We start from the raw sequence: 22848 nt of genomic DNA, 5'->3' as shown, positions 1-22848 counted from the left end.
GTATCTTAAAGGTGCTGCTCAGCGAAGGCGTTAATTTGCTGCACGATAGCGCGTATGCCATTGCCTCTTGATGGGCTTAGGTGTTTTAGTAAGCCTAGCTCATCAAATTCCTTTTCCGCATCAATGGCAACAACCTGAGCCGGGGTCTTGTTACGGTACATAAGCAAGATCACCGCCAGCAACCCCTTAACGATACGGGTGTCTGAGTCGGCAATGATCAGCAGCTGATCTTCTTGTGGAGTGAAATCGATATACATCCATACATTGCTTTCGCATCCGGCGACTTTAGCTTCATCCACCTTGAGTTCATTGGCCATTAAGGGCAGGGCCTTACCCAGTAACATCAACTCGCGATAACGTTGTTGCCAGCTACCCAAAGCGATAAACTGCTGTTTTAATTCATTGAAATTCTCAACCATCAGGCCATCATCTCCAAGGTATTGGTAAGTGCCATAATAAAGGCGTCGACATCCGCCTTGTTATTATAAAATGCCAGGCTTACCCGCACCGTGCCGTTAACTCCGAGCGCCGACATAAGTGGTTGCGCACAATGATGGCCGTGGCGCAGGGCAATGCCTTCCATATCCATCAAGGTCGCTAAATCATAAGGGTGCTCACCGCCGACTACAAAACTTATGGTGCCTATGTTGTTATCCATATCGCCAAGGATACGTACCTCAGAGAATTGCCCCAATTGCTCACGTAAATAGGTAAACAGCTGCAACTCATGCTCTCGTAGCTGCTCTGTCTCAAGGCCATTGAGGTAGTCGATGGCGGCACTAAAACCCAGTACACCGGCGATATTTGGCGTGCCGGTTTCAAACTTGCTTGGCGGCGGGTTAAATTGCGTTTGTTCTATGCTTACCTTGGTCACCATCTCGCCCCCAGTTTGAAAGACATCCAGATCTTCCAGGCACTGATAACGGCCATAAAGGGCACCAAGGCCGGTAGGGCCTAGACATTTATGGGCGGAAAACACAAAGAAGTCACAGTCCAGGGCTTTTACGTCCGGGCGCAAGTGCAGCAGGGATTGGGCGCCATCGACCAAGGTGAAGGCGTTATGTGCATTAGCCGCTTTGATAAGTGTTTGCACAGGTTGAATATTACCTAATGCGTTGGAGGCATGGCTGATAGCCAAGACCTTGGGTTTTAATTCATTTATCAGCTCAAGCGCCAACTCGGTATTTATGATCCCTTCGCTGTCCACGGGGATAGCGCGCAAGCTAGCACCGCTGCGTTTGGCTAATTGCTGCCAGGGCACTATATTAGCGTGGTGTTCAAGCTCGCTTATTAAGATCACATCATTTTCGCTGATTAGATGAGTCAGGCCATAGGCCACAAGGTTGATGGCCTCGGTCGCCCCCTTGGTCCAAACCAGCTCTTTGGCCTGGCAATTGATAAACTTTGCAGCCTTTTCGCGCGCCTCTTCGTAGCTTTTTGTAGCAAGTTGACTCAGCCTATGGGCGCCGCGATGTACATTTGCGTTGCCATTTTCATAAAAATCACAGATTGCATCTATCACGCACTGGGGTTTTTGACTGGTGGCGGCAGAATCGAGATAGACAACTCCCTGCTGTTGATGGTGAATAAGAGCGGGGAAGTCGCCACGAATGGCATCGATATCAAACATATTGGCTTTGAATAAGAAGGCGGCGCTAAAACAATGGCCGATATTGTAGAGAGTTGCATACAAATGGCAAATAAAAAGGCCAGCATAAAGCTGGCCTATTACAAATATAATGCGGGATTATGGCCAATTGCTTAGCGATTATCCTGACTTACATAATCACGCATAGTTGACTTAGATTCTCGGCGTTTCTAATAGAATTTAGCCCTTAATTAAACTCCTAGCTAATGTGTTTGTCGGCCGGTTCAGTTAAGGGAATTAGGAGAATTAAGGAGCTCGCATACATCCAAGCATCAAAGCTAGGTGGACAGAGTGTAACACTTGATAGGATCGTCTGATCGTACTTCAAGTGCATGAAAAATAAATGAGTATTTTCGCCACTTCCTCAAAAGTGTAACATTTACCTCTATTTTATCCCAAGTGCCATAATTTAAATATATAGAAATCAATAAGTTAGGTTCTGGCTTGCTTTATGCTTCTTTGGGTACTCAACCTCACTCGTTACACAGTGAGCCACATACTTGCTCGCTTTATAGCTGATTTTTAAGGCTAGTAAAAAGGTATTGCACGAGTGGGGTTTATGTCAACGATGTGAGAGGAGTGTACAAATGAAGATGCTAAATCTTAAACAAGGAGCTCTGTCTCTGTGTATCGGGGCGGTTATCTCCTTGTGTTCCCCACATGCGTATGCGGTGCATGATAACGGAATATTTGAATTGGAGGGTAACGCGGTTCAAGATGCGCTGGCCCCTCCGTATGATTGGGAGACCTTATACAATGGTGGGCTTAATAACGGTGGTAACCCCAATGCATTCACCGGCATAGTCAATGATGAGCCAAATGCGAGTGGCGTTGATACGTCGATATTTACCGGTGGCCGTAAAGATATCCAGGATATCAGCGAGTGGGGACATAAGTCAGGTAGCTCACCGGATAAAGATGAGATCACCAATGCCTATGCGGCGGCCTATAACAATGCGGCCGGCGATACCATTGTTTATTTTGGTGCCGACAGGATCTCAAACAAAGGCGATGCCTTTATGGGGTTCTGGTTCTTTAAAAAACATATTGAAGCCAACCCAGATGGTTCGTTTGCGGGCGAACATACCAATGGCGACGTTTTGGTACTCACAAACTTCCCGCAAGCCAGTAACGCCAGTCCGGAGATCAGGGTGGATGTCTGGGATGATACCTGTGGCAAGGCAGCAAACAATAACCCGTCAGTGGGTGAATGTGATGCCAAAAACCTAAGGCTATTGTACAAAGGCGCGGCTATTTGTGGTTCAGAAAGTGATGACCTAGTTTGTGCTATCACCAATGACGAAGGTGGTGCATATGACCCCACGGATTCGCCTTGGCCGTATCAGTCTAAAAACCATCCGGATCCAAATGTGTTTCCTTATGAGTCCATTTTTGAAGGTGGCATTAATCTAACTCAACTGGTTGGTGGCGACACCTGCTTTAGCAGCTTTATGGCTGAAACCCGCTCATCCAGTGAGTTTACCGCAACCTTAAAAGACTGGGTGTTGCGTGACTTTGAGCTTTGTAGCATTGATATTACTAAGGTTTGCGGTGATGCTCAAGTTAATGAAAATGAAGATGGTTATACCTATGACTATAGTGGTGTGGTTACCAATGACGGTGATGGCACCTTGTACAATGTGGTTGTTACCGACTTAACCGCGACACCCAATCAAACACATGAAATTGGAACTTTGGCTAAGGGTGAAACCGCACCGTACAACGGAACCTTTGCGAGCACTTTAAATGGGCTTACTAACAGCGTTAGAGTTGATGCTTCGGCAACGCCTACCGGCGCGCTTACGGTTAGCGACACCGCAGAGGATGATTGCGGGCCAATTGACGCTTCACCTGAGATCAGTTTGACGAAAGAATGCGAATCCAGCTTTGTTGAAACCGAAGCTGGGGTTATAGCTCAAGTTTCGTTTATGGGTCAAGTTTGTAACGACTCTGAATCAGGGTCAGGTTCGCCACTTACGCTGACAAACGTTTTTGTAACGGATTCCAAAGGTACGGTTTACCAGGACGAAGCCATGACCCAAGTATTTACCGGTGTCACATTAGATCCAGATGAATGCAAACCTTACTATGGTAGTTATATTCCAACAGCGTTTGATACTAATCAATCATTCAGTGATACCGCTACTGCAGGTGGGGTATTGTTGCTGACAGGCGCAAGTGCGGAAGAAGCGGAGGCATCGGCAACCTGTCCAATTTGTCCTCCTGCGGGGGACTGATAACTAGCAGGGATGGAAACTAAGGAGATAAATCGTTTCAACTTAAAAGCCTAGCGATAAAATCGCCAGGCTTTTTTTCTCTTATTTATTTTTACCTCGGCCAGGCTTGGTAGCCCCTCCACCCGTATCGCCTTTTTGCAGTGCAATACTAACATTGGCCGTTGCGCTGGTGATGCCGTCACTAATGGTATAGCTAAAGCTATCGCTGTTTTTAAAGCGCTTCCCTGGGGTGTAGCGTACGGCTCCATCCGACAATAATTCGACACTGCCTTTGCTTGCGCCACCAGCCGAAATTAGACGCACCTTGTCAGGTTCTGATAACGTGTCGTTGGCCATCACATCTATGATGATTGAACCCACACTGGTGAGGGTTACTTGGTCATCAAGCGCATTTAGCTCAGGAGATACAGGAGTTTCGCCAGATGTATCGGTAACTGTGTAAGAAACCTGTGTACTTGCAATTTGTTCGCTATTGCTTGCATTAATTGTTAGCGAATAGGTGTCGGCAGAAGCATCAACAGCCGAGGTCACGCTTATGGTAACGTTTACTGACTCACCTGGTGCAAGAGATACCAGCTCACTATTGGCATACCAGCCCTGGGGCAATAAGGCTTGCACGTCCACTGTGGAAGCGGCGCAGCTGGCTGAATCTCGGTTGGTTACGCTCACCTTGTAGCTAACCTGATCACCAGCACTGACTTCAGTAGCCGATAGCGGCGTGGCAGAAAGGCTAGGTGCTTGCTCTGCACAGCTTGTTTGACCAAAGGCGATGCTTACTTCTGCGTTTCCACTTTCTGCACTCACCAAGCTGATTGTTGCACCCGATTCTGGATCGGTAAATGTGGCACCGACGGGAAGGGTTGGATCCCGCCAATCTTTAAAACCAAAATTTTCTTCATAGTATGAACCAGGCTTCATATGCAGGAGCTGGCTGCTGCGGGCATCCCCCTCGGTTGCCTGGCGAATCACGATGCCTGCGGTGACATCTTCGCGAAAGACCTTATAGGAGCGATCAGCCAAGAATCCATCATGGGCGATAGCTTGGCGATACTCAATATAGAGCCAGCGCTGCTTGCCATTTTCATCGAGACCTCGTGGAATCTTGATCGCAACCGGTTGGCCATTATTTTCTTCATAGGCGCCTAAGGTATAGGTACCGCTGCGCTGTGCCAAAGTAACTTCTGGTGCAACCGAGGCTGCCATCCAGCCTAAGCGTTCCTTCTGAAAGGTATTAAAGTAACCCATGTCATAGCTGCCCATGGTGTCATAGCTATCGCCATATTCGATAGTACGGCAGGTACCCCCAAACACGCCTTCACTGCAATCTAAGGCGTTAGCATGCAGTAGACCAAGATTATGGCCAAGCTCGTGAGCCAATACTCTAGGCTCTTTAAGGCCGTTAATAATAACCCTGGAAGGGATACTTGAAGTAGTAGCCGACCCATTTGATGAACAACCATCACCTGTCGTGAGAAAGACAAAGCGAGTATAGTCATCAAGTACTATGCCCGAGGCCTGAGCTTGTTTTTTGGCTTCGTCTTCTAGGGTGAACGCGATATTACACTCTTGATTGGATAGGGGTACAGTAAATGGGCCAACTACCTCACCGGTAAACCAAATTTGATTATATGAATTTGCTTTGTAGTAGTCATTGATGGTACCGAACATCAGTTCACGGGCCTCTGCGTTGGTCATAGCCTGCTCGGTTGGGTTTTCCTGGAAATTAACCATAAGGACCAGGGTTTTTTGTTCACCGGTTGTAGAGGCTAGGGTAGAAGCGGAGTAAGCCACACCGGATAGAGCCATAACGCTTGGAAGAAGATACTTGGCAATGGCTTTACCCCCATCGTTAAGCGCAGGGAGAAATGCTTTTAGCTTATTGGAAGATTGTTTCATGTTTACCTACATCAAAAAAGCTCAGCGATACAGCGCAACAAAGCGATTAAAGTGTTCGTGCATGAAAACGGGAAGAGGGAGATGACATATCATCGCCTCGGCAACTCCGCTGCCATAGACAATGTCCTTAGGCCGGTCGTTTTGCGTATCAAGGTTTCCCTTAATTTGCCTTTTTCTAGCTAACAATATCTGTATGCTTGAGCATAAAATTAGTAAAAACGGCTTTTAAGCTCATATCAGTAAGGAAGTGCCTTTTGTTTACATTCCATACGATTCGTGGAGGGATGGTATAAAAAATGATCAATTCAAGCAAGTAATCCAAGGAAGAAATTTTAATGTTTTTTCATTAGATTTTTGAAGACTAAAAAAACGTTTTGAAACTCAATTAGATGCTGAAAAGATAGCTAGGAAATGAGTGCTTGATATAGAGTCTAGATGGGCATGAAATAAATTTATATATTTGCCAGATCATTCAGCAAGGCTTCATTTTTACCCTGAGATTAACGGGTTTATAATTAGATGAGGGTTATCTAACTTATTGATTTTAATAATTTTAAAGATATAAATTTTATTTTTTCAGCGTTCGTTCATTTTATTTTGCATAAGCCTCAAAAAAAACAAAATCGGCTAAAGAAAATTCTTTAGCCGATTTCATCTTAGTTAAGTAGCTGTTTACTACTTAGTGCATACAGCAGGGCGCTTAGCGCTTATCCTGGCTCACATAATCACGCTTGGTCGCGCCTTTATAAAGCTGACGTGGGCGGCTGATCTTGTGACCAGGCTGAGATAGCATTTCATCCCAGTGTGAGATCCAACCTACGGTACGGGCCATAGCAAAGATCACTGTGAACATGCTGGTAGGAATACCGATTGCCTTAAGAATGATACCTGAGTAGAAGTCTACGTTCGGGTATAGCTTCTTCTCAACGAAGTATGGGTCTTCCAGAGCGATTTGCTCTAGGCGCATAGCTACGTCTAGTAGTGGATCTTCGATGTTAAGCTCTTTCAGTACTTCGTGACAGGTTTCACGCATTACCGTAGCGCGTGGGTCGAAGTTCTTGTAGACACGGTGACCGAAGCCCATTAGACGGAACGGGTCGTTCTTATCTTTGGCTTTAGCAACGTATTCGTCGATACGGTCAACCGAACCGATTTCTTGCAGCATGGTCAAGCAGGCTTCGTTAGCACCGCCGTGAGCAGGGCCCCACAGTGATGCGATACCGGCTGCGATACATGCATAAGGGTTAGCGCCTGAAGAGCCAGCGATACGTACTGTCGACGTTGACGCGTTTTGCTCATGGTCGGCGTGAAGCATAAAGATACGGTCCATAGCTTTCGCTAGCACTGGGCTTACCTTGTATTCTTCCGAAGGCACAGAGAACATCATGTGTAGGAAGTTTTCTGCGTAGCTCAAGTCGTTACGTGGGTAAACGAAAGGCTGACCAATGGTGTATTTGTAAGCCATGGCTGCGATTGTTGGCAGCTTGGCGACTAGGCGAATGGCGCTGCGTTTACGCTGGATCGGGTCGGCAATGTCCAGGTCCTGGTGATAGAAAGAAGACATAGCACCAACTACACCACACAGCATGGCCATTGGGTGTGCATCAACACGGAAACCCTGGAAGAAGGCCGCAACCTTTTCATGGACCATGGTGCTTAATGTGATTGAGTTTGAGAATTTTTCAAGTTGCTCTGCTGTTGGCAGTTCGCCGTTTAACAGTAGGTAGCATAGCTCGGTGTAGTTTGAGTTTTCGGCTAGTTGGTCGATAGGGTAGCCGCGGTGTAGTAGTACACCCTTGGCGCCATCGATGTAGGTGATAGATGAGTCACAAGAGCCAGTCGACATAAAGCCTGGGTCGTAAGTGAAGTAACCGTGAGAGCCCAAGGTACGAACGTCGATAACGTCTTGACCCGCTGTGCCTTCATAAATTGGAAGCTCGATAGGGTCGTGTCCATCAATATGAACTGTGGCTTTCTTATCTGCCATCTATTTATCTCCTAATAAGAATAACAAGCTGCTGCTGTTATGCGTGATACTAATGTTAAGCAAATTGCGCTCATTCTAACGTACAAGAGGGGTAGAAAGTCAATTTTAATGCATCTAGGTATAATAAATATTCCTCACAGATTAAATATTATACCAATGGCTAATTCGCAAACCTGCGAGACTAAACAAGAATTGTAATATCCTCTGCAGACTTATATACTGTCTGAGGTTCAATACCGTAACGTCTTTGAGTAAACCGATTATGACAAATCAGTGGAAATTCGCTTTAAAGTCGAACACCTAAAGTGAATTTTTCGCATGTCTACGGTTTATTTCTGTGAGCGCATTTATGCAGTGATGCATAAATGGTTATAAAAACAATGTAGATGGCTCTATTTTTCAATGTGAGCAAGATGGGCAAGTAACTGTGAAAAAGCAAAGACCTGTAAATCTCGATCTAACGACCATCTCTATGCCAGCAACGGCCAAAGCATCAATTCTTCACCGCGTCACCGGTGTAGCAATGTTCTTTGCCTTGACCTTTGTGATTTGGGCATGGGCTGAGTCTCTATCTTCTCCGGAAGGATTTGAATTTGTCAAAAGCCTGTTAACCGGGTTTGTTGCCAAATTTATCGCCTGGGGTACCCTCACCGTTCTTTCGTATCACTTCATCGCAGGTGTACGCCACTTAGTCCAAGATTTGGGCCCGTGGAAAGAATTAGACTCAGGTAACGCGACGGCTAAAGCAGCCCTAGTGTTATGGGTAATTGTTGCTGTTTTAGCGGGAGTTTGGCTATGGTCTTAAATCAAGCATCTCTTAAGCGCAATGGCGTTCAGGATTTCGTATCTCTTCGTGCTACAGCGCTAGTTATCAGTGCTTACGCACTATTTATTATTGGTTATCTGCTTTGCACTCCAGCACTAACCTATGAAGCATGGTCAGGACTATTCGGCAACCTAGCGATGAAAGTGTTCACCCTGGTGGCACTAATTTGCATCATGGTGCATACACGCATCGGCCTATGGCAGGTATTAACTGACTACGTAAAGAACGCTCAACTACGCGCGTTTCTTGGCTTCGTACTAAACCTTATGGCTCTTGCTTACGTAGTGATCGGCCTATTCGTACTATGGGGTGTTTAAGTGAAATATTCAGTTCGCGAATTTGATGCGGTAGTAATTGGTGCCGGCGGCGCGGGTATGCGTGCAGCACTAGCTATCACCGAATCGGGCAAGTCTTGTGCTCTTATTTCTAAAGTTTTCCCAACTCGTTCACACACAGTTTCTGCGCAAGGTGGTATCACAGTTGCGCTAGGTAACTCGCACGAGGATAACTGGGAATGGCACATGTACGATACCGTTAAAGGTTCTGATTACATCGGTGACCAAGACGCTATCGAATACATGTGTAAAACTGGCCCGGAAGCTATTACCGAGCTTGAGAACATGGGTCTACCATTCTCACGTTTTGAAAATGGCCGTGTATATCAGCGTCCTTTCGGCGGTCAGTCTAAGAATTTTGGTGGTGAGCAAGCGGCTCGTACAGCGGCTGCTGCCGACCGTACAGGTCACGCACTGCTACACTGCCTATACCAACAGAACGTTAAAAACAAAACCAACGTTTATTCTGAGTGGTATGCGCTTGATCTAGTTAAAAACGACGACGGCGCCGTTGTTGGTTGTACTGCAATCGACATCGAAGCCGGTGAAGTTGTTTACTTCAAATCGAAAGCCGTGGTTCTTGCAACCGGTGGTGCAGGTCGTATCTTCGCCTCTACTACAAACGCGCACATCAACACAGGTGACGGTGTTGGTATGGCAACACGTGCCGGCGTTGCGATGCAAGACATGGAAATGTGGCAGTTCCACCCAACCGGTATCGCCGGTGCCGGTGTACTAGTTACTGAAGGTTGTCGTGGTGAAGGTGGTTACCTTCTAAACAAAGACGGCGAGCGTTTCATGGAGCGTTATGCGCCAAACGCCAAAGACCTTGCTTCTCGTGACGTTGTTGCTCGTTCAATGATGACTGAGATCCGTGAAGGTCGTGGTTGTGAAGGTCCTTGGGGTCCTCACATCAAGCTGAAGCTAGACCACCTGGGTGAAGAAACCCTTAACCTACGTCTTCCTGGCGTATGTGACCTGGCGAAAACATTCGCTCACGTTGACCCAGCAAAAGAGCCAATTCCAGTAATCCCAACCTGTCACTACATGATGGGTGGTGTGCCTACAAACGTTAACGGTCAGGTTCTGAACGTAGACGGTCAAGGTAATGAGACACTGGTTGAAGGTCTATTCGCGGTAGGTGAGATTGCCTGTGTATCTGTACACGGTGCTAACCGTCTAGGCGGTAACTCACTACTTGACCTTGTGGTATTCGGCCGTGCCGCCGGTAACTTCCTAGGTACTTACCTGAATGATTACCAAGCACAGCGTGATGCTTCAACTGACAACATTGATGGTGCTCTTGCGCGCTTCAATCGTTGGGAAACATCTAAGCCTGGTCAAGGTGAAGACCCAGTTCAAATTAAGAAAGATCTACAGCAGTGTATGCAGCTTAACTTCTCGGTATTCCGTGAAGGTGATGCCATGGCAACGGGTCTTAAAGAACTTAAAGAAATCCGTGAGCGTCTACAGTTCGCCCGTCTTGATGATAAATCAAGCGACTTCAATACCCAGCGTATTGAGTGTCTAGAACTAGACAACCTTATGGAAACCGCGTACTCAACGGCAGTTGCAGCTAACTTCCGTACCGAGAGCCGTGGTGCACACTCACGCTTCGACTTCCCAGAGCGTGATGATGACAACTGGCTATGTCACAGTATCTACAACCCTGAGACTGAGCAGATGTCAAAACGTGACGTTAACTACGCGCCTAAATTGCGTGAAGCGTTCCCACCTAAAGCTCGTACTTACTAGGAGAGATGACGATGGCAACTTTAGAATTATCTGTTTATCGTTACAATCCAGATGTGGATAACGCACCGCGCATGCAGGAATACACCCTAGAGGTGGAAGAAGGCCGCGATATGATGGTGCTTGATGCCTTGATTCTGTTAAAAGAACAAGACCCAAGCCTGGCATTCCGTCGCTCTTGCCGCGAAGGTGTATGTGGTTCTGACGGTGTTAACATGAACGGCAAAAACGGCCTTGCATGTATCACGCCTATTTCTGCGTTGCAGAAAAACGGCAAAGGTAAGGTGATCATTCGTCCACTTCCAGGTCTACCTGTAGTGCGCGACCTCGTTATTGATATGACTCAGTTCTATACCCAATACGAGAAAGTGAAGCCGTTCCTGATCAACGACACACCGGCAGCAGGCGAGCGTCTTCAGTCAATTGAAGAGCGTGATAAGCTTGATGGCCTATACGAGTGTATCTTGTGTGCCTGTTGTTCTACTTCTTGTCCGAGTTTCTGGTGGAACCCAGACAAATTTATTGGCCCTGCGGGCTTGCTACACGCATACCGCTTCCTAGCGGACAGCCGTGATACGGCAACCGAAGAACGCTTGGCCGATTTGGACGACGCATTTAGCGTATTCCGTTGTCACAATATCATGAACTGTGTCAACGTGTGCCCGAAAGGCTTGAATCCGACTAAAGCGATTGGTCAAATCAAATCAATGCTTCTTAATCGTTCTGTTTAAGGGCATAATAACGCAAAGAATGGCTAGACATCTGTCTGGCCATTCTTCGATCACTTACTCAATTATTGAGTAGGCTAGACAATGTAAATCTGCGCTAGATAAAAGGGCTTATAAATGCACGATGGTGTGATGAAGGCATGGCTAGAGTCTTCTCATCTATACGGCGGCAACGTTGCTTATGTTGAGGAGCTTTATGAAGCATATCTTGATGATGTGACTTCAGTGCCAGAAGAATGGCGTGTAGTGTTCGAACAACTTCCAAAAGTGGAAGGCGTGGATGTAGAAACCAAACATTCACAAGTTAGAGCCGAATTCGCCGAACTGGCAAAAAATAAACACCGAGAAGTAATTATTGCAGAAGGGGGTCAAGCTGACCCGAAACAGATCAAAGTTCTGCAACTTATCAATGCTTTTCGTTTCCGTGGTCATCAAAACGCGAACCTTGACCCCTTGGGTCTATGGCAGCGTGAGCGCGTACGCGATTTAGACTTAGAATTCCACGGCCTTTCCAAAGAAGATTTCGACACTGAGTTTTATGTAGGTTCATTCGCTGCCGGCGGTGAAATGATGAAACTGGGTGAACTTTATCAAGCACTTAAGACTACTTATTGTGGTTCTATTGGTGCTGAATACATGCACATCACATCGACCGAAGAAAAGCGTTGGTTACAACAGCGTTTAGAATCGGTGCAGGCTCGCCCGCAATTCGATAGCGCTACTAAAAAGCGTATTCTAAAAGGTCTGATTGCCGCCGATGGTCTAGAAAAGTACCTGGGTGCTAAATTCCCAGGCGCCAAGCGTTTCTCACTGGAAGGTGGTGACGCCCTAGTACCTATGTTGAAAGAGCTTATTCACCGTGCAGGTGAAAGCGGTCAACAGGAAGCGGTTATCGGTATGGCCCACCGTGGTCGTCTAAACGTGCTTGTTAACGTACTGGGTAAAAACCCATCGGCGCTGTTCGATGAGTTCGCCGGTAAGCACAATGACACGCTAGGCTCGGGTGACGTGAAATACCACATGGGTTACTCGTCTGATTTCGCAACCGCTGGCGGCAGTGTCCATATGGCACTTGCATTTAACCCGTCGCACTTGGAAATCGTAAACCCGGTAGTTATGGGATCGGTGCGTGCTCGTCTAGACCGTCTTGGTTGCGAAAGCGGCTCTAAAGCGCTGCCTATCACCATTCACGGTGACTCGGCGATCGCCGGTCAGGGCGTGGTGCAAGAAACCTTCAATATGTCGCAAACCAATGCCTTTAAGGTAGGTGGTAGCGTACGTATCGTTGTCAACAACCAAGTTGGCTTTACAACTTCGAACCAAGATGATGTGCGTTCTACTGACTACTGTACCGACATCGCTAAGATGGTTCAGGCGCCGATTTTCCACGTCAACTCGGACGACCCAGAAGCGGTTGCCATGGTTACCCAAATCGCTCTTGATTTCCGTAATCAGTTTAAGCGCGATGTGGTTATCGACCTGGTATGTTACCGTCGTCACGGTCACAACGAAGCTGACGAGCCAAATGCAACTCAGCCTTTGATGTATCAAAAGATCAAGAAGCACGCGGTTCCTCGTGAAATCTATGCGCAGCAGTTGATTTCTGAAGGCCTGTTCACTGAGGCAGAAATCAAGAACTTGGTCGATACCTATCGCGGTGGTCTTGATGATGGTCACTGTGGGTTGAAGAAATTGAGCCAGAGACCAAGCACTCTTCAGAGTGGTCTAAGTTCGTGGGTCACGATTGGGATACCCAATACGATGCCAGCGTATCTGTTGAAAAGCTTAAAGAGCTTGGCAACAAGGTGGCGTCTTACCCTGAAAACCACAAGGCTCAGTCGCGCGTTAAGAAAATTTACGACGACCGTAAAGCCATGGCCGCCGGTGACAAGTTACTGGACTGGGGTATGGCGGAAACGCTTGCTTACGCAACCATGGTTGAAGAGGGCACGGACATCCGCCTAACGGGTCAGGATTCAGGTCGTGGTACCTTCTTCCACCGTCACGCGGTTGTACACAACCAAGCTGACGCTTCTACTTACTTGCCGCTACAGCATATCAGCGAAGCGCAAGGTAAGTTTGAAGTATACGACTCGGTGCTTTCTGAAGAAGCGGTACTGGCATTCGAATACGGTTATGCCACGGCAGAGCCAACGTCACTGGTTATGTGGGAAGCGCAATTCGGCGACTTCGCCAACGGTGCTCAGGTTGTATTCGACCAATTCCTAAGTTCGGGTGAGCAGAAGTGGGGCCGTCTTTGTGGTCTAACTTGTTTGCTACCACATGGCTATGAAGGTCAGGGCCCAGAGCACAGCTCGGCGCGTCTTGAGCGTTTCCTTCAGCTGTGTGCCGACCACAATATGCAGGTATGTGTGCCTTCGACTCCAGCACAGGTTTACGCCATGCTACGTCGTCAGGCGGTACGTCCTCTTCGTCGTCCGCTTATCGTAATGACGCCGAAATCATTACTACGTCACCCGCTTGCGGTATCGTCTCTGGAAGAACTTTCTGCAGGCGTATTCCACAACATGATCGACGAGATCGATGATATCGATGCGAAGAAAGTTGAGCGTGTGGTTTTCTGTAGCGGTAAGGTTTACTACGAACTACTGCAAGAGCGTCGTAAGCTGGAAATCGACAATATTGCTATTGTGCGCGTTGAGCAATTATACCCATTCCCGCATCAGGAAATGGCGAACATTGTTGAGCGTTACAGCCATGTGAAAGACTTTGTATGGTGTCAGGAAGAGCCGCAAAACCAAGGCGCTTGGTATTGCTCGCAGCATCACTTCTGGAATTCAATTCCACAGGGTGCCAACCTAACATACGCAGGTCGTAAAGCCTCTGCAGCACCTGCATGTGGTTATATGGCCGTACATACTAAAGAACAACAAGCGTTAGTCGCTGACGCGCTTACCATTAAAAAATAAGGGATAAGAGATGACCACAGAAATCAAGGTTCCTGTTCTTCCTGAGTCAGTTGCTGACGCTTCGGTCGCAACGTGGCACGTGAGTGTTGGCGACAAAGTAAGTCGCGATCAAAACCTGGTTGACATCGAAACCGACAAGGTTGTTTTAGAAGTTGTTGCACCTGCTGATGGTGTGATCACTGAAATCAAAGAACAAGAAGGCGCAACAGTGCTGGCCGAGCAGGTAATTGCCATTATCGGTGAAGCTGATGCCGCTGACGCTGGTGCTGCACCAGCTCCATCTGAAGACAAAGCCGCTCCAGCCGCTGCTGGCGCACAAGAAGGTAAAGAAGTGGATATTAAAGTTCCTGTACTTCCAGAATCTGTTGCTGATGCAACAATCGCAACATGGCACGTACAACCTGGTGAAGCGGTAAGCCGCGACCAAAACCTGGTTGATATCGAAACTGACAAAGTTGTTCTTGAGGTGGTAGCACCTGAAGATGGCGTAATGGGTGAGCACATCCATGGCGAAGGCGACACAGTACTTGGTGAGCAAGTAATTGGTAAGCTAATCGCTGGCGCCACAGCCGGTGCTGCACCAGCCGCCGCAGCTCCTGCTGCTGAAGCGTCAAGTGACGACAGCGCTGCCGATGCGCTAACGCCTTCTGTACGCCGCCTAATTGCCGAGAAAGGCCTGGATGCTTCGCAAATCAAGGGTTCTGGCAAAAATGGTCGCGTAACTAAAGAAGACGTTGATGCCTTCATCAAGAGCGCGCCTGCTAAGCAAGAAAGCACAGCCGCTGCTGCGCCTGCTCCTGTTGGCAACCGTACGCAAAAACGTGTTCCTATGACACGTCTACGTAAGACCATTGCTAATCGTCTACTTGAAGCGAAGAACTCAACAGCCATGTTGACTACCTTCAACGAAGTAAACATGAAGCCAATCATGGATCTTCGTAAGCAATACCAAGAAGTATTCGAGAAGCGTCACGGTACCCGTCTAGGTTTCATGTCTTTCTACGTGAAAGCAGTTGTTGAAGCACTTAAGCGCTTCCCAGAAGTAAACGCGTCAATCGACGGCGATGATATCGTTTACCACAACTACTTCGACATCAGCATCGCGGTATCGACTCCGCGTGGTCTAGTGACTCCGGTTCTTCGTGACTGTGACAAGCTGTCTCTTGCTGAAATCGAAAAAGGCATCAAAGATCTAGCGATCAAAGGCCGCGATGGCAAACTAACTGTTGAAGATATGACAGGTGGTAACTTCACCATCACTAACGGTGGTGTATTCGGTTCACTCCTTTCTACGCCTATCATCAACTTGCCGCAGTCTTCAATCCTAGGCATGCACAAGATCCAAGACCGTCCTATGGCGGTTAACGGTAAGGTAGAGATCCTACCTATGATGTACCTAGCACTATCGTATGACCACCGTCAAATCGATGGTAAAGAGTCGGTAGGCTTCTTGGTAACCATCAAAGAGATGTTAGAAGATCCTACACGTCTTCTATTAGACGTATAAGCGTCAAAATTGCATATAAATTAAGCTGCGACCCTTGTCGCAGCTTTTTTTTGCCACCTTTAGTCGTACTAGGGTTTTCAAGCATTGCCATGAGAACTATACTAGGTGCGCAATTTGGGATGGTTGAATAAATTGCATATTTATTCAGCTCTTTTAGTACAAAAAATTGGATAAAGCATCATGAATTTGCATGAGTATCAGGCAAAACAACTTTTTGCCGAATATGGTTTACCAGTTTCTGAAGGCTACGCATGTGACACGCCTCAAGAAGCTGCTGAAGCTGCTGATAAAATCGGTGGTGACAAATGGGTTGTTAAATGTCAGGTTCACGCCGGTGGCCGCGGTAAAGCGGGCGGTGTAAAACTTGCTGACAGCAAACAAGAGATCAAAGATTTCGCTCAAAACTGGTTAGGTAAAAACCTAGTAACTTATCAAACTGACGAAAACGGTCAGCCAGTTGCTAAGATCCTTGTAGAAAGCTGCACAGACATTGCTAACGAACTCTACCTTGGTGCTGTTGTCGACCGCGCTTCACGTAAAGTTGTTTTCATGGCGTCAACCGAAGGCGGTGTTGAAATCGAACAAGTTGCAGAAGAAACGCCTGAACTAATTCACAAAGCTGAGATCGATCCTCTAGTTGGTCCTCAAGCTTACCAAGCTCGTGAACTAGGCTTCAAATTGGGTCTTAACCCAACACAAATGAAGCAATTCGTTAAGATCTTCATGGGTCTTGCGAACATGTTCAACGATTTCGATTTCGCTCTACTTGAAATCAACCCTCTAGTAATCACAGAAGAAGGTAACCTTCACTGTCTAGACGGTAAAATCGGTGTTGATGGTAACGCGTTGTACCGTCAGCCTAAAATCCGCGCTATGCACGATCCTTCGCAAGAAGACGAGCGTGAAGCTCACGCTGCACAGTGGGAACTTAACTATGTTGCACTAGACGGTAACGTAGGTTGTATGGTTAACGGTGCAGGCCTAGCAATGGGTACTATGGACATCGTAAACCTACACGGCGGTAAGCCAGCTAACTTCCTAGACGTTGGTGGCGGCGCGACTAAAGAGCGTGTAGCTGAAGCGTTTAAGATCATCCTTTCTGACGACAACGTTAAAGCTGTTCTAGTTAACATCTTCGGCGGTATTGTACGTTGTGACATGATCGCAGAAGGCATCATCGGTGCAGTTAAAGAAGTTGGCGTAAACGTTCCTGTAGTTGTACGTCTTGAAGGTACTAATGCTGAACTAGGTCGTGACGTTCTTGCGAACTCAGGTCTAGACATCATTGCTGCAGAATCTCTAACAGACGCTGCTGAAAAAGTTGTTGCTGCTGCGGAGGGCAAATAATGTCTGTACTAATTAATAAAGACACTAAAGTAATCTGCCAAGGTTTCACTGGTGGTCAGGGTACTTTCCACTCTGAGCAAGCACTTGAGTACGGCACGCAGATGGTAGGTGGTGTATCACCTGGTAAAGGCGGTCAAACTCACCTTGGTCTACCTGTGTTCAACACAGTACGTGACGCAGTAGAAGCAACTGGCGCAACTGCATCAGTAATCTACGTACCAGCACCTTTCTGTAAAGATGCAATCCTTGAAGCTATCGATGCTGGCATCGAGCTTATCGTTTGTATCACTGAAGGTATCCCAACGCTAGACATGGTTGACGTTAAAGTTAAGCTTGACCAAACTGGCGTTCGCATGATCGGTCCTAACTGCCCAGGTGTTATCACTCCGGGTGAAACTAAGATCGGTATCATGCCTGGTCACATTCACAAGCCTGGTAAAGTAGGTATCGTATCTCGTTCTGGTACTCTTACTTACGAAGCGGTTAAGCAAACTACTGACGCTGGCTTCGGTCAGTCTACCTGTGTAGGTATCGGTGGTGACCCAATTCCTGGTACTAACTTCATCGACGTACTAGAGATGTTCGAGAAAGATCCGCAAACTGAAGCTATCGTAATGATCGGTGAGATCGGCGGTACAGCTGAAGAAGAAGCGGCGGCGTACATCAAAGAAAACGTCACTAAGCCTGTAGTATCTTACATCGCTGGTGTTACTGCTCCTCCGGGTAAGCGTATGGGCCACGCTGGTGCCATCATCGCCGGTGGTAAAGGTACTGCTGACGAGAAGTTCGCAGCCCTTGAAGCAGCTGGCGTACAAACTGTACGTTCACTTGCTGATATCGGTAAAGCGCTTAAAGAGAAAACCGGTTGGTAATCTCGCATAACGCTTAAGAAAAACCCGCCTCTTGGCGGGTTTTTTGTAGGTCGATTTGTAGGTCGGCCTTCAGGCCGACAAAATGAGAATATGTGTTTTTTGTCGGGATAAAATCCCGACCTACAGGTGGCAGCGCTTCATTTCTTCTATCAATGCCTGCGCCAGTGGCGAGGCTGAGTTATTTTTAGAAGTGATCAAAACTACCGGTATGGTGTAGCGATACACTTCGGGCTCGATGGCTTTAAACACCCCCTTATCAACCCAATGCCGGGCATAATGCTCGGGCAGATAGCCGATAAACTTCCCGGATAAAATTAAATGGGCGATGCCTTCATCATGGTAGGCGATGGCACTGTTTTGATAATTTAAACCATCGTTGCGGCTTTCCCGATCACGCATATAGTTACTGGTGATCACTTCCGCATCGGCTAACAGATCACTCACGGCGGAGGGGTCACAGTCGAACAGGGGATGGCCCGCCGCACAATACAAGTAGTTGGTTTCATCATGAAGCGGGTAATAATCAAGGCCCCTTAAATGATGGCGACTGACGCCTATGCCCACCAGCGCCCGGCCATTGACTACAGAGGTTTCAACTTCCCGCGCCTCACACACATTAATATCGAACTGAACGTTGCTGCCTCGCTCCTTAAGCTCGGCAATAACATGTGCAACGGCGCAACGGGGGTCGCTGACCAGGGTATCTATGATCGCCAGACTAACCCGACCGGATAATTCATTTTTTGAGGTCGCGACCGTGCTGGCAAAGGCCTCGCATTGCTGTAACAGCTCCAAAGAGGCCTGATAGGTGATGCGCCCGGGCTCGGTAAGCTCGAAACCGCTGCGCCCGCGTTTACAGAGTTTAATGCCCAGGCGTACCTCTAAGTCCGATAAATGTGAACTTATGGTGGAGCGGCCGATGCTCAGGCGCGACTCCGCCGCCGCCAAACCGCCGCACTCAACGATGGCCACAAAGATACGCAGTAAGCGTAGGTCTACGTCATGGACTTGCACTTGATCCCCTTAATTCGAGAAGGATGTTTAATTAGATAAGTTTAGTTCGATAAAACCGGAATGAATTACGAATATTATGTATTTATAAAACATCTCTGGCAAGTTAGCATGGTTTAATTAAGCAAGTATTGCTTCGCACAGACAACAAGTTAGGAGAATAAGATGACGTTTAGATATGGTGTAGACCAGCTAAATCTTGATACTGTTAACGGCATCGCCGATGGCAGCATTAAAGCCGAGCTTTGCCAGGAAGCCTTAGATAAAATTAATAAAAGCCGTCAGAATGTCGACGTGATGGCCGCTTCAGATAAGGCCGTTTACGGTATCAACACCGGCTTTGGCCCTTTGTGCGATACGCAAATCTCACCAGAAGAAACCCATCTTTTACAAAAGAACCTTTTGATCACTCATGCCGTAGGTGTGGGTGAGCCTATCGCTAAATCAATTTCTAAATTGATGCTGATCACTAAGGTGCACGCCCTAAGCCAAGGCTTCTCGGGTATTCGCCTGGAAGTGGTAGAGCGCATGTTGGCCTTCCTAGAGCTTGACCTTATTCCTGTGGTACCAGAGCAGGGCTCGGTCGGTGCATCGGGTGATCTGGCACCGCTTTCACACTTATTCTTGCCACTTATTGGCGAAGGTGAATTCTGGCAAGACGGCAAACCCGTAGCTGCGGCCCATTTACTTGAAGCCAATGGCCTAGCGCCGCTTGAGCTGCACGCCAAAGAAGGTCTGGCTCTTATCAATGGTACCCAGTTTATTCTGTCACACGGTATCACGGCGCTGACCAAGATGCGTTACCTCCTTGATCTAGCAGATTTAGCCGGTGCCATGAGCATCGAAGGCATGCAGGGCAGTGGCTCACCCTTTAGAGAAGAGCTGCATGCAACTCGTCCGTTTGAAGGCAACATCGAAGTCGCTAAGCGTATGCGTATGTTCTTCAACGGCTCACAAAACATGGCTGCACACACTGACTGCGATCGCGTACAAGACCCTTACTCGCTGCGTTGTATCCCGCAGGTACACGGCGCATCACGTAACGCCTTTAACCACCTTAAAGAGCTGGTAGAAATCGAGATGAACTCGGTGACCGATAACCCAATCGTGATCAGCGCAGAAGAAGCGATTTCTGGCGGCAGCTTCCACGGTCAGCCTCTGGCCATGGTATTGGATTATGCGTCGATTGCTGCTGCCGAGCTTGGCAATATCTCCGACCGCCGTTGTTACCTAATGCTTGAAGGCCTGCACGGTCTGCCGCGTTTATTGACCACTTCAGGTGGCCTTAACTCGGGCATGATGATCCCTCAGTATGCCACTGCGGCCCTAGTAACAGAGAACAAATCACTGTGCTTCCCACCATCAGCGGACAGCGTACCTACCTCTATGGGTCAGGAAGATCACGTATCCATGGGCAGCATCTCAGGTCGAAAACTGAATCAAATCCTGGGTAACCTGGAAAAGATCTTTGCTATCGAATTGATGTATGCGGCGCAGGCCATTGAATTCCGTCGTCCGAACAAGTGCTCTGACATCATCGAAGAAAACTTCGCCATTATTCGCGAGAAGGTAGCCAAGCTTGAAGAAGACCGTCTACTTAAGCCGGATATCGATGCCATGATCGCACTAGTAAAAGCACAAGCGTTTAGCGTGAACTAAGGAGGCCTTTTAGCTATGGAAACAACAATGAATTTTCAAGAACAAATCAAGCAAGGTATTCCCAGCGTTTTACCTGAGCCTAAACCATATCCGGCCGGTGTAAACCGCGCGCCAAAGCGTAAAGACATTCTTAGCCCAGAGGAAAAGCAACTGGCGGTACGTAACGCCTTGCGTTATTTCCCTAAAGAATGGCACCAGGAGCTTGCCGCTGAATTTGCTGAGGAACTGAAGCAATTTGGCCGTATTTACATGTACCGCTTTAAGCCTAACTATGACATGAAGGCGCGCTCGGTCTCTGACTACCCGGCGAAATGCGAGCAGGCTGCAGCGATTATGTTGATGGTTGATAACAACCTTGACCCAGCCGTTGCTCAGCACCCTGAGGAGTTGATCACTTACGGTGGTAACGGTGCGGTATTCCAAAACTGGGCGCAGTACTTGTTAACCATGAAGTATCTGAGCGAGATGGAAAAAGACCAAACCTTGCACATTTACTCGGGTCACCCAATGGGACTGTTTCCTTCATCAGAAGATGCACCGCGCGTGGTGGTGACTAACGGTATGATGATCCCGAACTACTCTAAGCCGGATGACTGGGAGAAGTTCAATGCCCTGGGTGTAACTCAGTACGGGCAAATGACCGCAGGTTCATTTATGTATATCGGTCCCCAGGGTATCGTACACGGCACCACCATTACGGTGATGAACGCCTTCCGTAAGGTGCTTGAGAAAGGTGAGAGCCCGCAAGGTAAGATCTTCCTAACCGCCGGTCTGGGCGGCATGAGTGGTGCGCAGCCTAAAGCCGGGAACATCGCCAACTGTATTACTGTGTGTGCCGAAGTGAACGCCAAGGCCGCTATTAAGCGCCACCAGCAGGGTTGGGTTGACGAGCTGATCGACAACATGGATGCCTTGATCAAGCGTGTACGCGAGGCGCAAGCCAATGAAGAAGTGGTGTCTATCGCCTACGTGGGTAACATTGTAGATGTGTGGGAAAGCTTCTACGAGGAGGACATTTTTGTTCACCTGGGTTCAGACCAAACCTCACTGCACAACCCTTGGTCGGGCGGTTATTACCCGGTTGATATCTCTTTTGAAGAGTCAAACCGATTGATCCGTGAAGAGCCAGAAGTATTCAAGGTTAAGGTACAAGAGACCTTGAAGCGTCATGCCGATGCGGTAAACAAGCACACGGCCCGTGGCACTTATTTCTTTGACTATGGTAATGCCTTCTTACTTGAAGCTTCACGCGCCGGCGGCGATGTGATGGCAGAGAACGGCATCGACTTTAAATATCCGTCGTACGTGCAGGATATTCTTGGTCCTATGTGTTTTGACTATGGCTTTGGTCCATTCCGTTGGGTATGTGCCTCAGGCAAGCCAGAAGATCTGGATAAAACCGATGCCATTGCAGCCGATGTTCTGAACAAGATCATGGCGGAGTCGCCAGAAGAAATTCAGCAACAGATGCAGGACAACATCACCTGGATCAAAGACGCCAAGCAAAACAAACTGGTTGTGGGTTCACAAGCGCGTATTCTGTACGCCGACGCCCAAGGTCGTATGGAAATCGCTAAAGCCTTTAACGATGCCATTAATCGCGGTGAAATTGGCCCGGTCGTACTAGGTCGTGACCACCATGACGTGAGCGGCACCGACTCACCGTTCCGTGAAACGTCAAACATCTATGATGGCAGCCGTTTTACCGCGGATATGGCGATTCACAACGTGATCGGCGACAGTTTCCGTGGCGCAACCTGGGTCTCTATCCACAATGGTGGCGGTGTAGGCTGGGGCGAAGTAACCAACGGTGGTTTCGGTATGCTGCTTGATGGCAGCGAAGGTGCCGAGCGTCGCTTGAAATCCATGCTGTTGTTCGATGTAAACAATGGTATTGCGCGCCGTAGCTGGGCCCGTAACGAAGAAGCCAACTTTGCGATTAAGCGTGAAATGGCCCGTACGCCTAAGCTTAAGGTAACCCTGGCAAACCTGGTTGATGACGAGATCCTCGATAACTTGTCATTCTAATTTGCCAAGCAAATCTAGTTAAAAAGGAAGCCTAAGTGCTTCCTTTTTTTATCCCTACTTGATGCTCTCCCAACCAGTCTAGGTA

Annotated in this window: 15 protein-coding genes, 1 pseudogene and 1 riboswitch; of the genes and pseudogenes, 11 read left to right on the top strand and 5 right to left on the bottom strand. The window is 47.9% G+C overall.

What is annotated here, in order from left to right; all coding sequences use genetic code 11:
- Positions 1 to 5 precede the first annotated feature (5 nt).
- Together C2M34_RS14560 and C2M34_RS14555 are read right to left on the bottom strand one after the other, a co-directional pair.
- Positions 6 to 419, bottom strand: coding sequence for a SufE family protein (locus C2M34_RS14560; RefSeq protein WP_105199050.1), 414 nt, complete (start codon positions 417 to 419; stop codon positions 6 to 8).
- Positions 419 to 1630, bottom strand: coding sequence for a cysteine desulfurase (locus tag C2M34_RS14555; protein ID WP_105259303.1), 1212 nt, complete (start codon positions 1628 to 1630; stop codon positions 419 to 421). The genes C2M34_RS14560 and C2M34_RS14555 overlap by 1 nt, the downstream gene beginning before the upstream one ends.
- Before the next feature lie 605 nt (positions 1631 to 2235).
- Between C2M34_RS14555 and C2M34_RS14550 the strand changes: the two genes are divergently transcribed.
- Complete coding sequence (locus C2M34_RS14550) at positions 2236 to 3885, top strand: hypothetical protein (protein WP_105259164.1); 1650 nt, start codon at positions 2236 to 2238, stop codon at positions 3883 to 3885.
- Positions 3886 to 3966: 81 nt separating this feature from the next.
- On the opposite strand, the gene C2M34_RS14545 is transcribed toward C2M34_RS14550, so the two are convergent.
- Together C2M34_RS14545 and C2M34_RS14540 are read right to left on the bottom strand one after the other, a co-directional pair.
- Positions 3967 to 5781, bottom strand: a complete 1815-nt coding sequence (locus C2M34_RS14545; RefSeq protein WP_199878806.1) for an Ig-like domain-containing protein — start codon at positions 5779 to 5781, stop codon at positions 3967 to 3969.
- Between the two features lie 96 nt (positions 5782 to 5877).
- Positions 5878 to 5961, bottom strand: a riboswitch (cyclic di-GMP riboswitch).
- Between the two features lie 520 nt (positions 5962 to 6481).
- Entirely contained in the window at positions 6482 to 7768 is a 1287-nt protein-coding gene (locus C2M34_RS14540) for a citrate synthase (RefSeq protein WP_105259163.1), read from the bottom strand.
- A 427-nt stretch (positions 7769 to 8195) separates the two neighbouring features.
- On the opposite strand from C2M34_RS14540, the gene sdhC reads away from it, so the two are divergent.
- The 8 genes and pseudogenes from sdhC (at position 8196) to sucD (ending at position 18065) form a co-directional block, all read left to right on the top strand.
- The gene (gene sdhC / locus C2M34_RS14535; protein ID WP_105199045.1) at positions 8196 to 8573 is read left to right on the top strand and encodes a succinate dehydrogenase, cytochrome b556 subunit; all 378 of its coding nucleotides are present in this window, start codon (positions 8196 to 8198) and stop codon (positions 8571 to 8573) included.
- Positions 8564 to 8911: a succinate dehydrogenase, hydrophobic membrane anchor protein gene (sdhD, locus tag C2M34_RS14530; RefSeq protein ID WP_105199044.1), complete on the top strand. Its 348-nt coding sequence runs from the start codon at positions 8564 to 8566 to the stop codon at positions 8909 to 8911. Before sdhC ends, sdhD begins: the two co-directional genes overlap by 10 nt.
- Positions 8912 to 10684, top strand: a complete 1773-nt coding sequence (gene sdhA, locus C2M34_RS14525; protein WP_105259162.1) for a succinate dehydrogenase flavoprotein subunit — start codon at positions 8912 to 8914, stop codon at positions 10682 to 10684.
- 11 nt (positions 10685 to 10695) lie between these two features.
- Positions 10696 to 11412, top strand: a complete 717-nt coding sequence (locus C2M34_RS14520; RefSeq protein ID WP_105199042.1) for a succinate dehydrogenase iron-sulfur subunit — start codon at positions 10696 to 10698, stop codon at positions 11410 to 11412.
- Positions 11413 to 11526: 114 nt separating this feature from the next.
- Positions 11527 to 14339, top strand: a pseudogene (locus tag C2M34_RS14515) (2-oxoglutarate dehydrogenase E1 component).
- A 10-nt stretch (positions 14340 to 14349) separates the two neighbouring features.
- Positions 14350 to 15846: a 2-oxoglutarate dehydrogenase complex dihydrolipoyllysine-residue succinyltransferase gene (gene odhB / locus C2M34_RS14510; RefSeq protein ID WP_105215871.1), complete on the top strand. Its 1497-nt coding sequence runs from the start codon at positions 14350 to 14352 to the stop codon at positions 15844 to 15846.
- Between the two features lie 180 nt (positions 15847 to 16026).
- Positions 16027 to 17193, top strand: a complete 1167-nt coding sequence (gene sucC / locus C2M34_RS14505) for an ADP-forming succinate--CoA ligase subunit beta (RefSeq protein WP_105199039.1) — start codon at positions 16027 to 16029, stop codon at positions 17191 to 17193.
- Positions 17193 to 18065: a succinate--CoA ligase subunit alpha gene (gene sucD, locus C2M34_RS14500; RefSeq protein ID WP_105199038.1), complete on the top strand. Its 873-nt coding sequence runs from the start codon at positions 17193 to 17195 to the stop codon at positions 18063 to 18065. Before sucC ends, sucD begins: the two co-directional genes overlap by 1 nt.
- Positions 18066 to 18185: 120 nt before the next feature.
- Here the strand turns inward: sucD and C2M34_RS14495 are convergent, their stop codons facing one another.
- Complete coding sequence (locus tag C2M34_RS14495; RefSeq protein ID WP_105259161.1) at positions 18186 to 19079, bottom strand: LysR family transcriptional regulator; 894 nt, start codon at positions 19077 to 19079, stop codon at positions 18186 to 18188.
- 162 nt (positions 19080 to 19241) lie between these two features.
- Here C2M34_RS14495 and hutH point away from each other — a divergent pair, with 162 nt between their 5' ends.
- Together hutH and C2M34_RS14485 are read left to right on the top strand one after the other, a co-directional pair.
- The gene (hutH, locus tag C2M34_RS14490) at positions 19242 to 20735 is read left to right on the top strand and encodes a histidine ammonia-lyase (protein ID WP_105259160.1); all 1494 of its coding nucleotides are present in this window, start codon (positions 19242 to 19244) and stop codon (positions 20733 to 20735) included.
- A gap of 15 nt (positions 20736 to 20750) precedes the next feature.
- Positions 20751 to 22763 carry a urocanate hydratase gene (locus C2M34_RS14485; RefSeq protein ID WP_105259159.1) on the top strand — a complete coding sequence of 671 codons (2013 nt, stop codon included), beginning with the start codon at positions 20751 to 20753 and terminating at the stop codon, positions 22761 to 22763.
- Positions 22764 to 22848: the final 85 nt, after the last annotated feature.

The organism is Pseudoalteromonas sp. T1lg88 (assembly GCF_002964765.1).
GTDB lineage: Bacteria > Pseudomonadota > Gammaproteobacteria > Enterobacterales > Alteromonadaceae > Pseudoalteromonas.
This window is presented reverse-complemented; position numbering and strand designations above follow the sequence as displayed.

Bases quoted from the DNA above. Each gene is read 5' to 3' on its own strand.
- C2M34_RS14560 (WP_105199050.1), bottom strand. From the start codon at position 419: ATGGTTGAGAATTTCAATGAATTAAAACAGCAGTTTATCGCTTTGGGT.
- C2M34_RS14555 (WP_105259303.1), bottom strand. From the start codon at position 1,630: ATGTTTGATATCGATGCCATTCGTGGCGACTTCCCCGCTCTTATTCAC.
- C2M34_RS14550 (WP_105259164.1), top strand. From the start codon at position 2,236: ATGAAGATGCTAAATCTTAAACAAGGAGCTCTGTCTCTGTGTATCGGG.
- C2M34_RS14545 (WP_199878806.1), bottom strand. From the start codon at position 5,781: ATGAAACAATCTTCCAATAAGCTAAAAGCATTTCTCCCTGCGCTTAAC.
- C2M34_RS14540 (WP_105259163.1), bottom strand. From the start codon at position 7,768: ATGGCAGATAAGAAAGCCACAGTTCATATTGATGGACACGACCCTATC.
- sdhD (WP_105199044.1), top strand. From the start codon at position 8,564: ATGGTCTTAAATCAAGCATCTCTTAAGCGCAATGGCGTTCAGGATTTC.
- C2M34_RS14520 (WP_105199042.1), top strand. From the start codon at position 10,696: ATGGCAACTTTAGAATTATCTGTTTATCGTTACAATCCAGATGTGGAT.
- odhB (WP_105215871.1), top strand. From the start codon at position 14,350: ATGACCACAGAAATCAAGGTTCCTGTTCTTCCTGAGTCAGTTGCTGAC.
- sucC (WP_105199039.1), top strand. From the start codon at position 16,027: ATGAATTTGCATGAGTATCAGGCAAAACAACTTTTTGCCGAATATGGT.
- sucD (WP_105199038.1), top strand. From the start codon at position 17,193: ATGTCTGTACTAATTAATAAAGACACTAAAGTAATCTGCCAAGGTTTC.
- hutH (WP_105259160.1), top strand. From the start codon at position 19,242: ATGACGTTTAGATATGGTGTAGACCAGCTAAATCTTGATACTGTTAAC.
- C2M34_RS14485 (WP_105259159.1), top strand. From the start codon at position 20,751: ATGGAAACAACAATGAATTTTCAAGAACAAATCAAGCAAGGTATTCCC.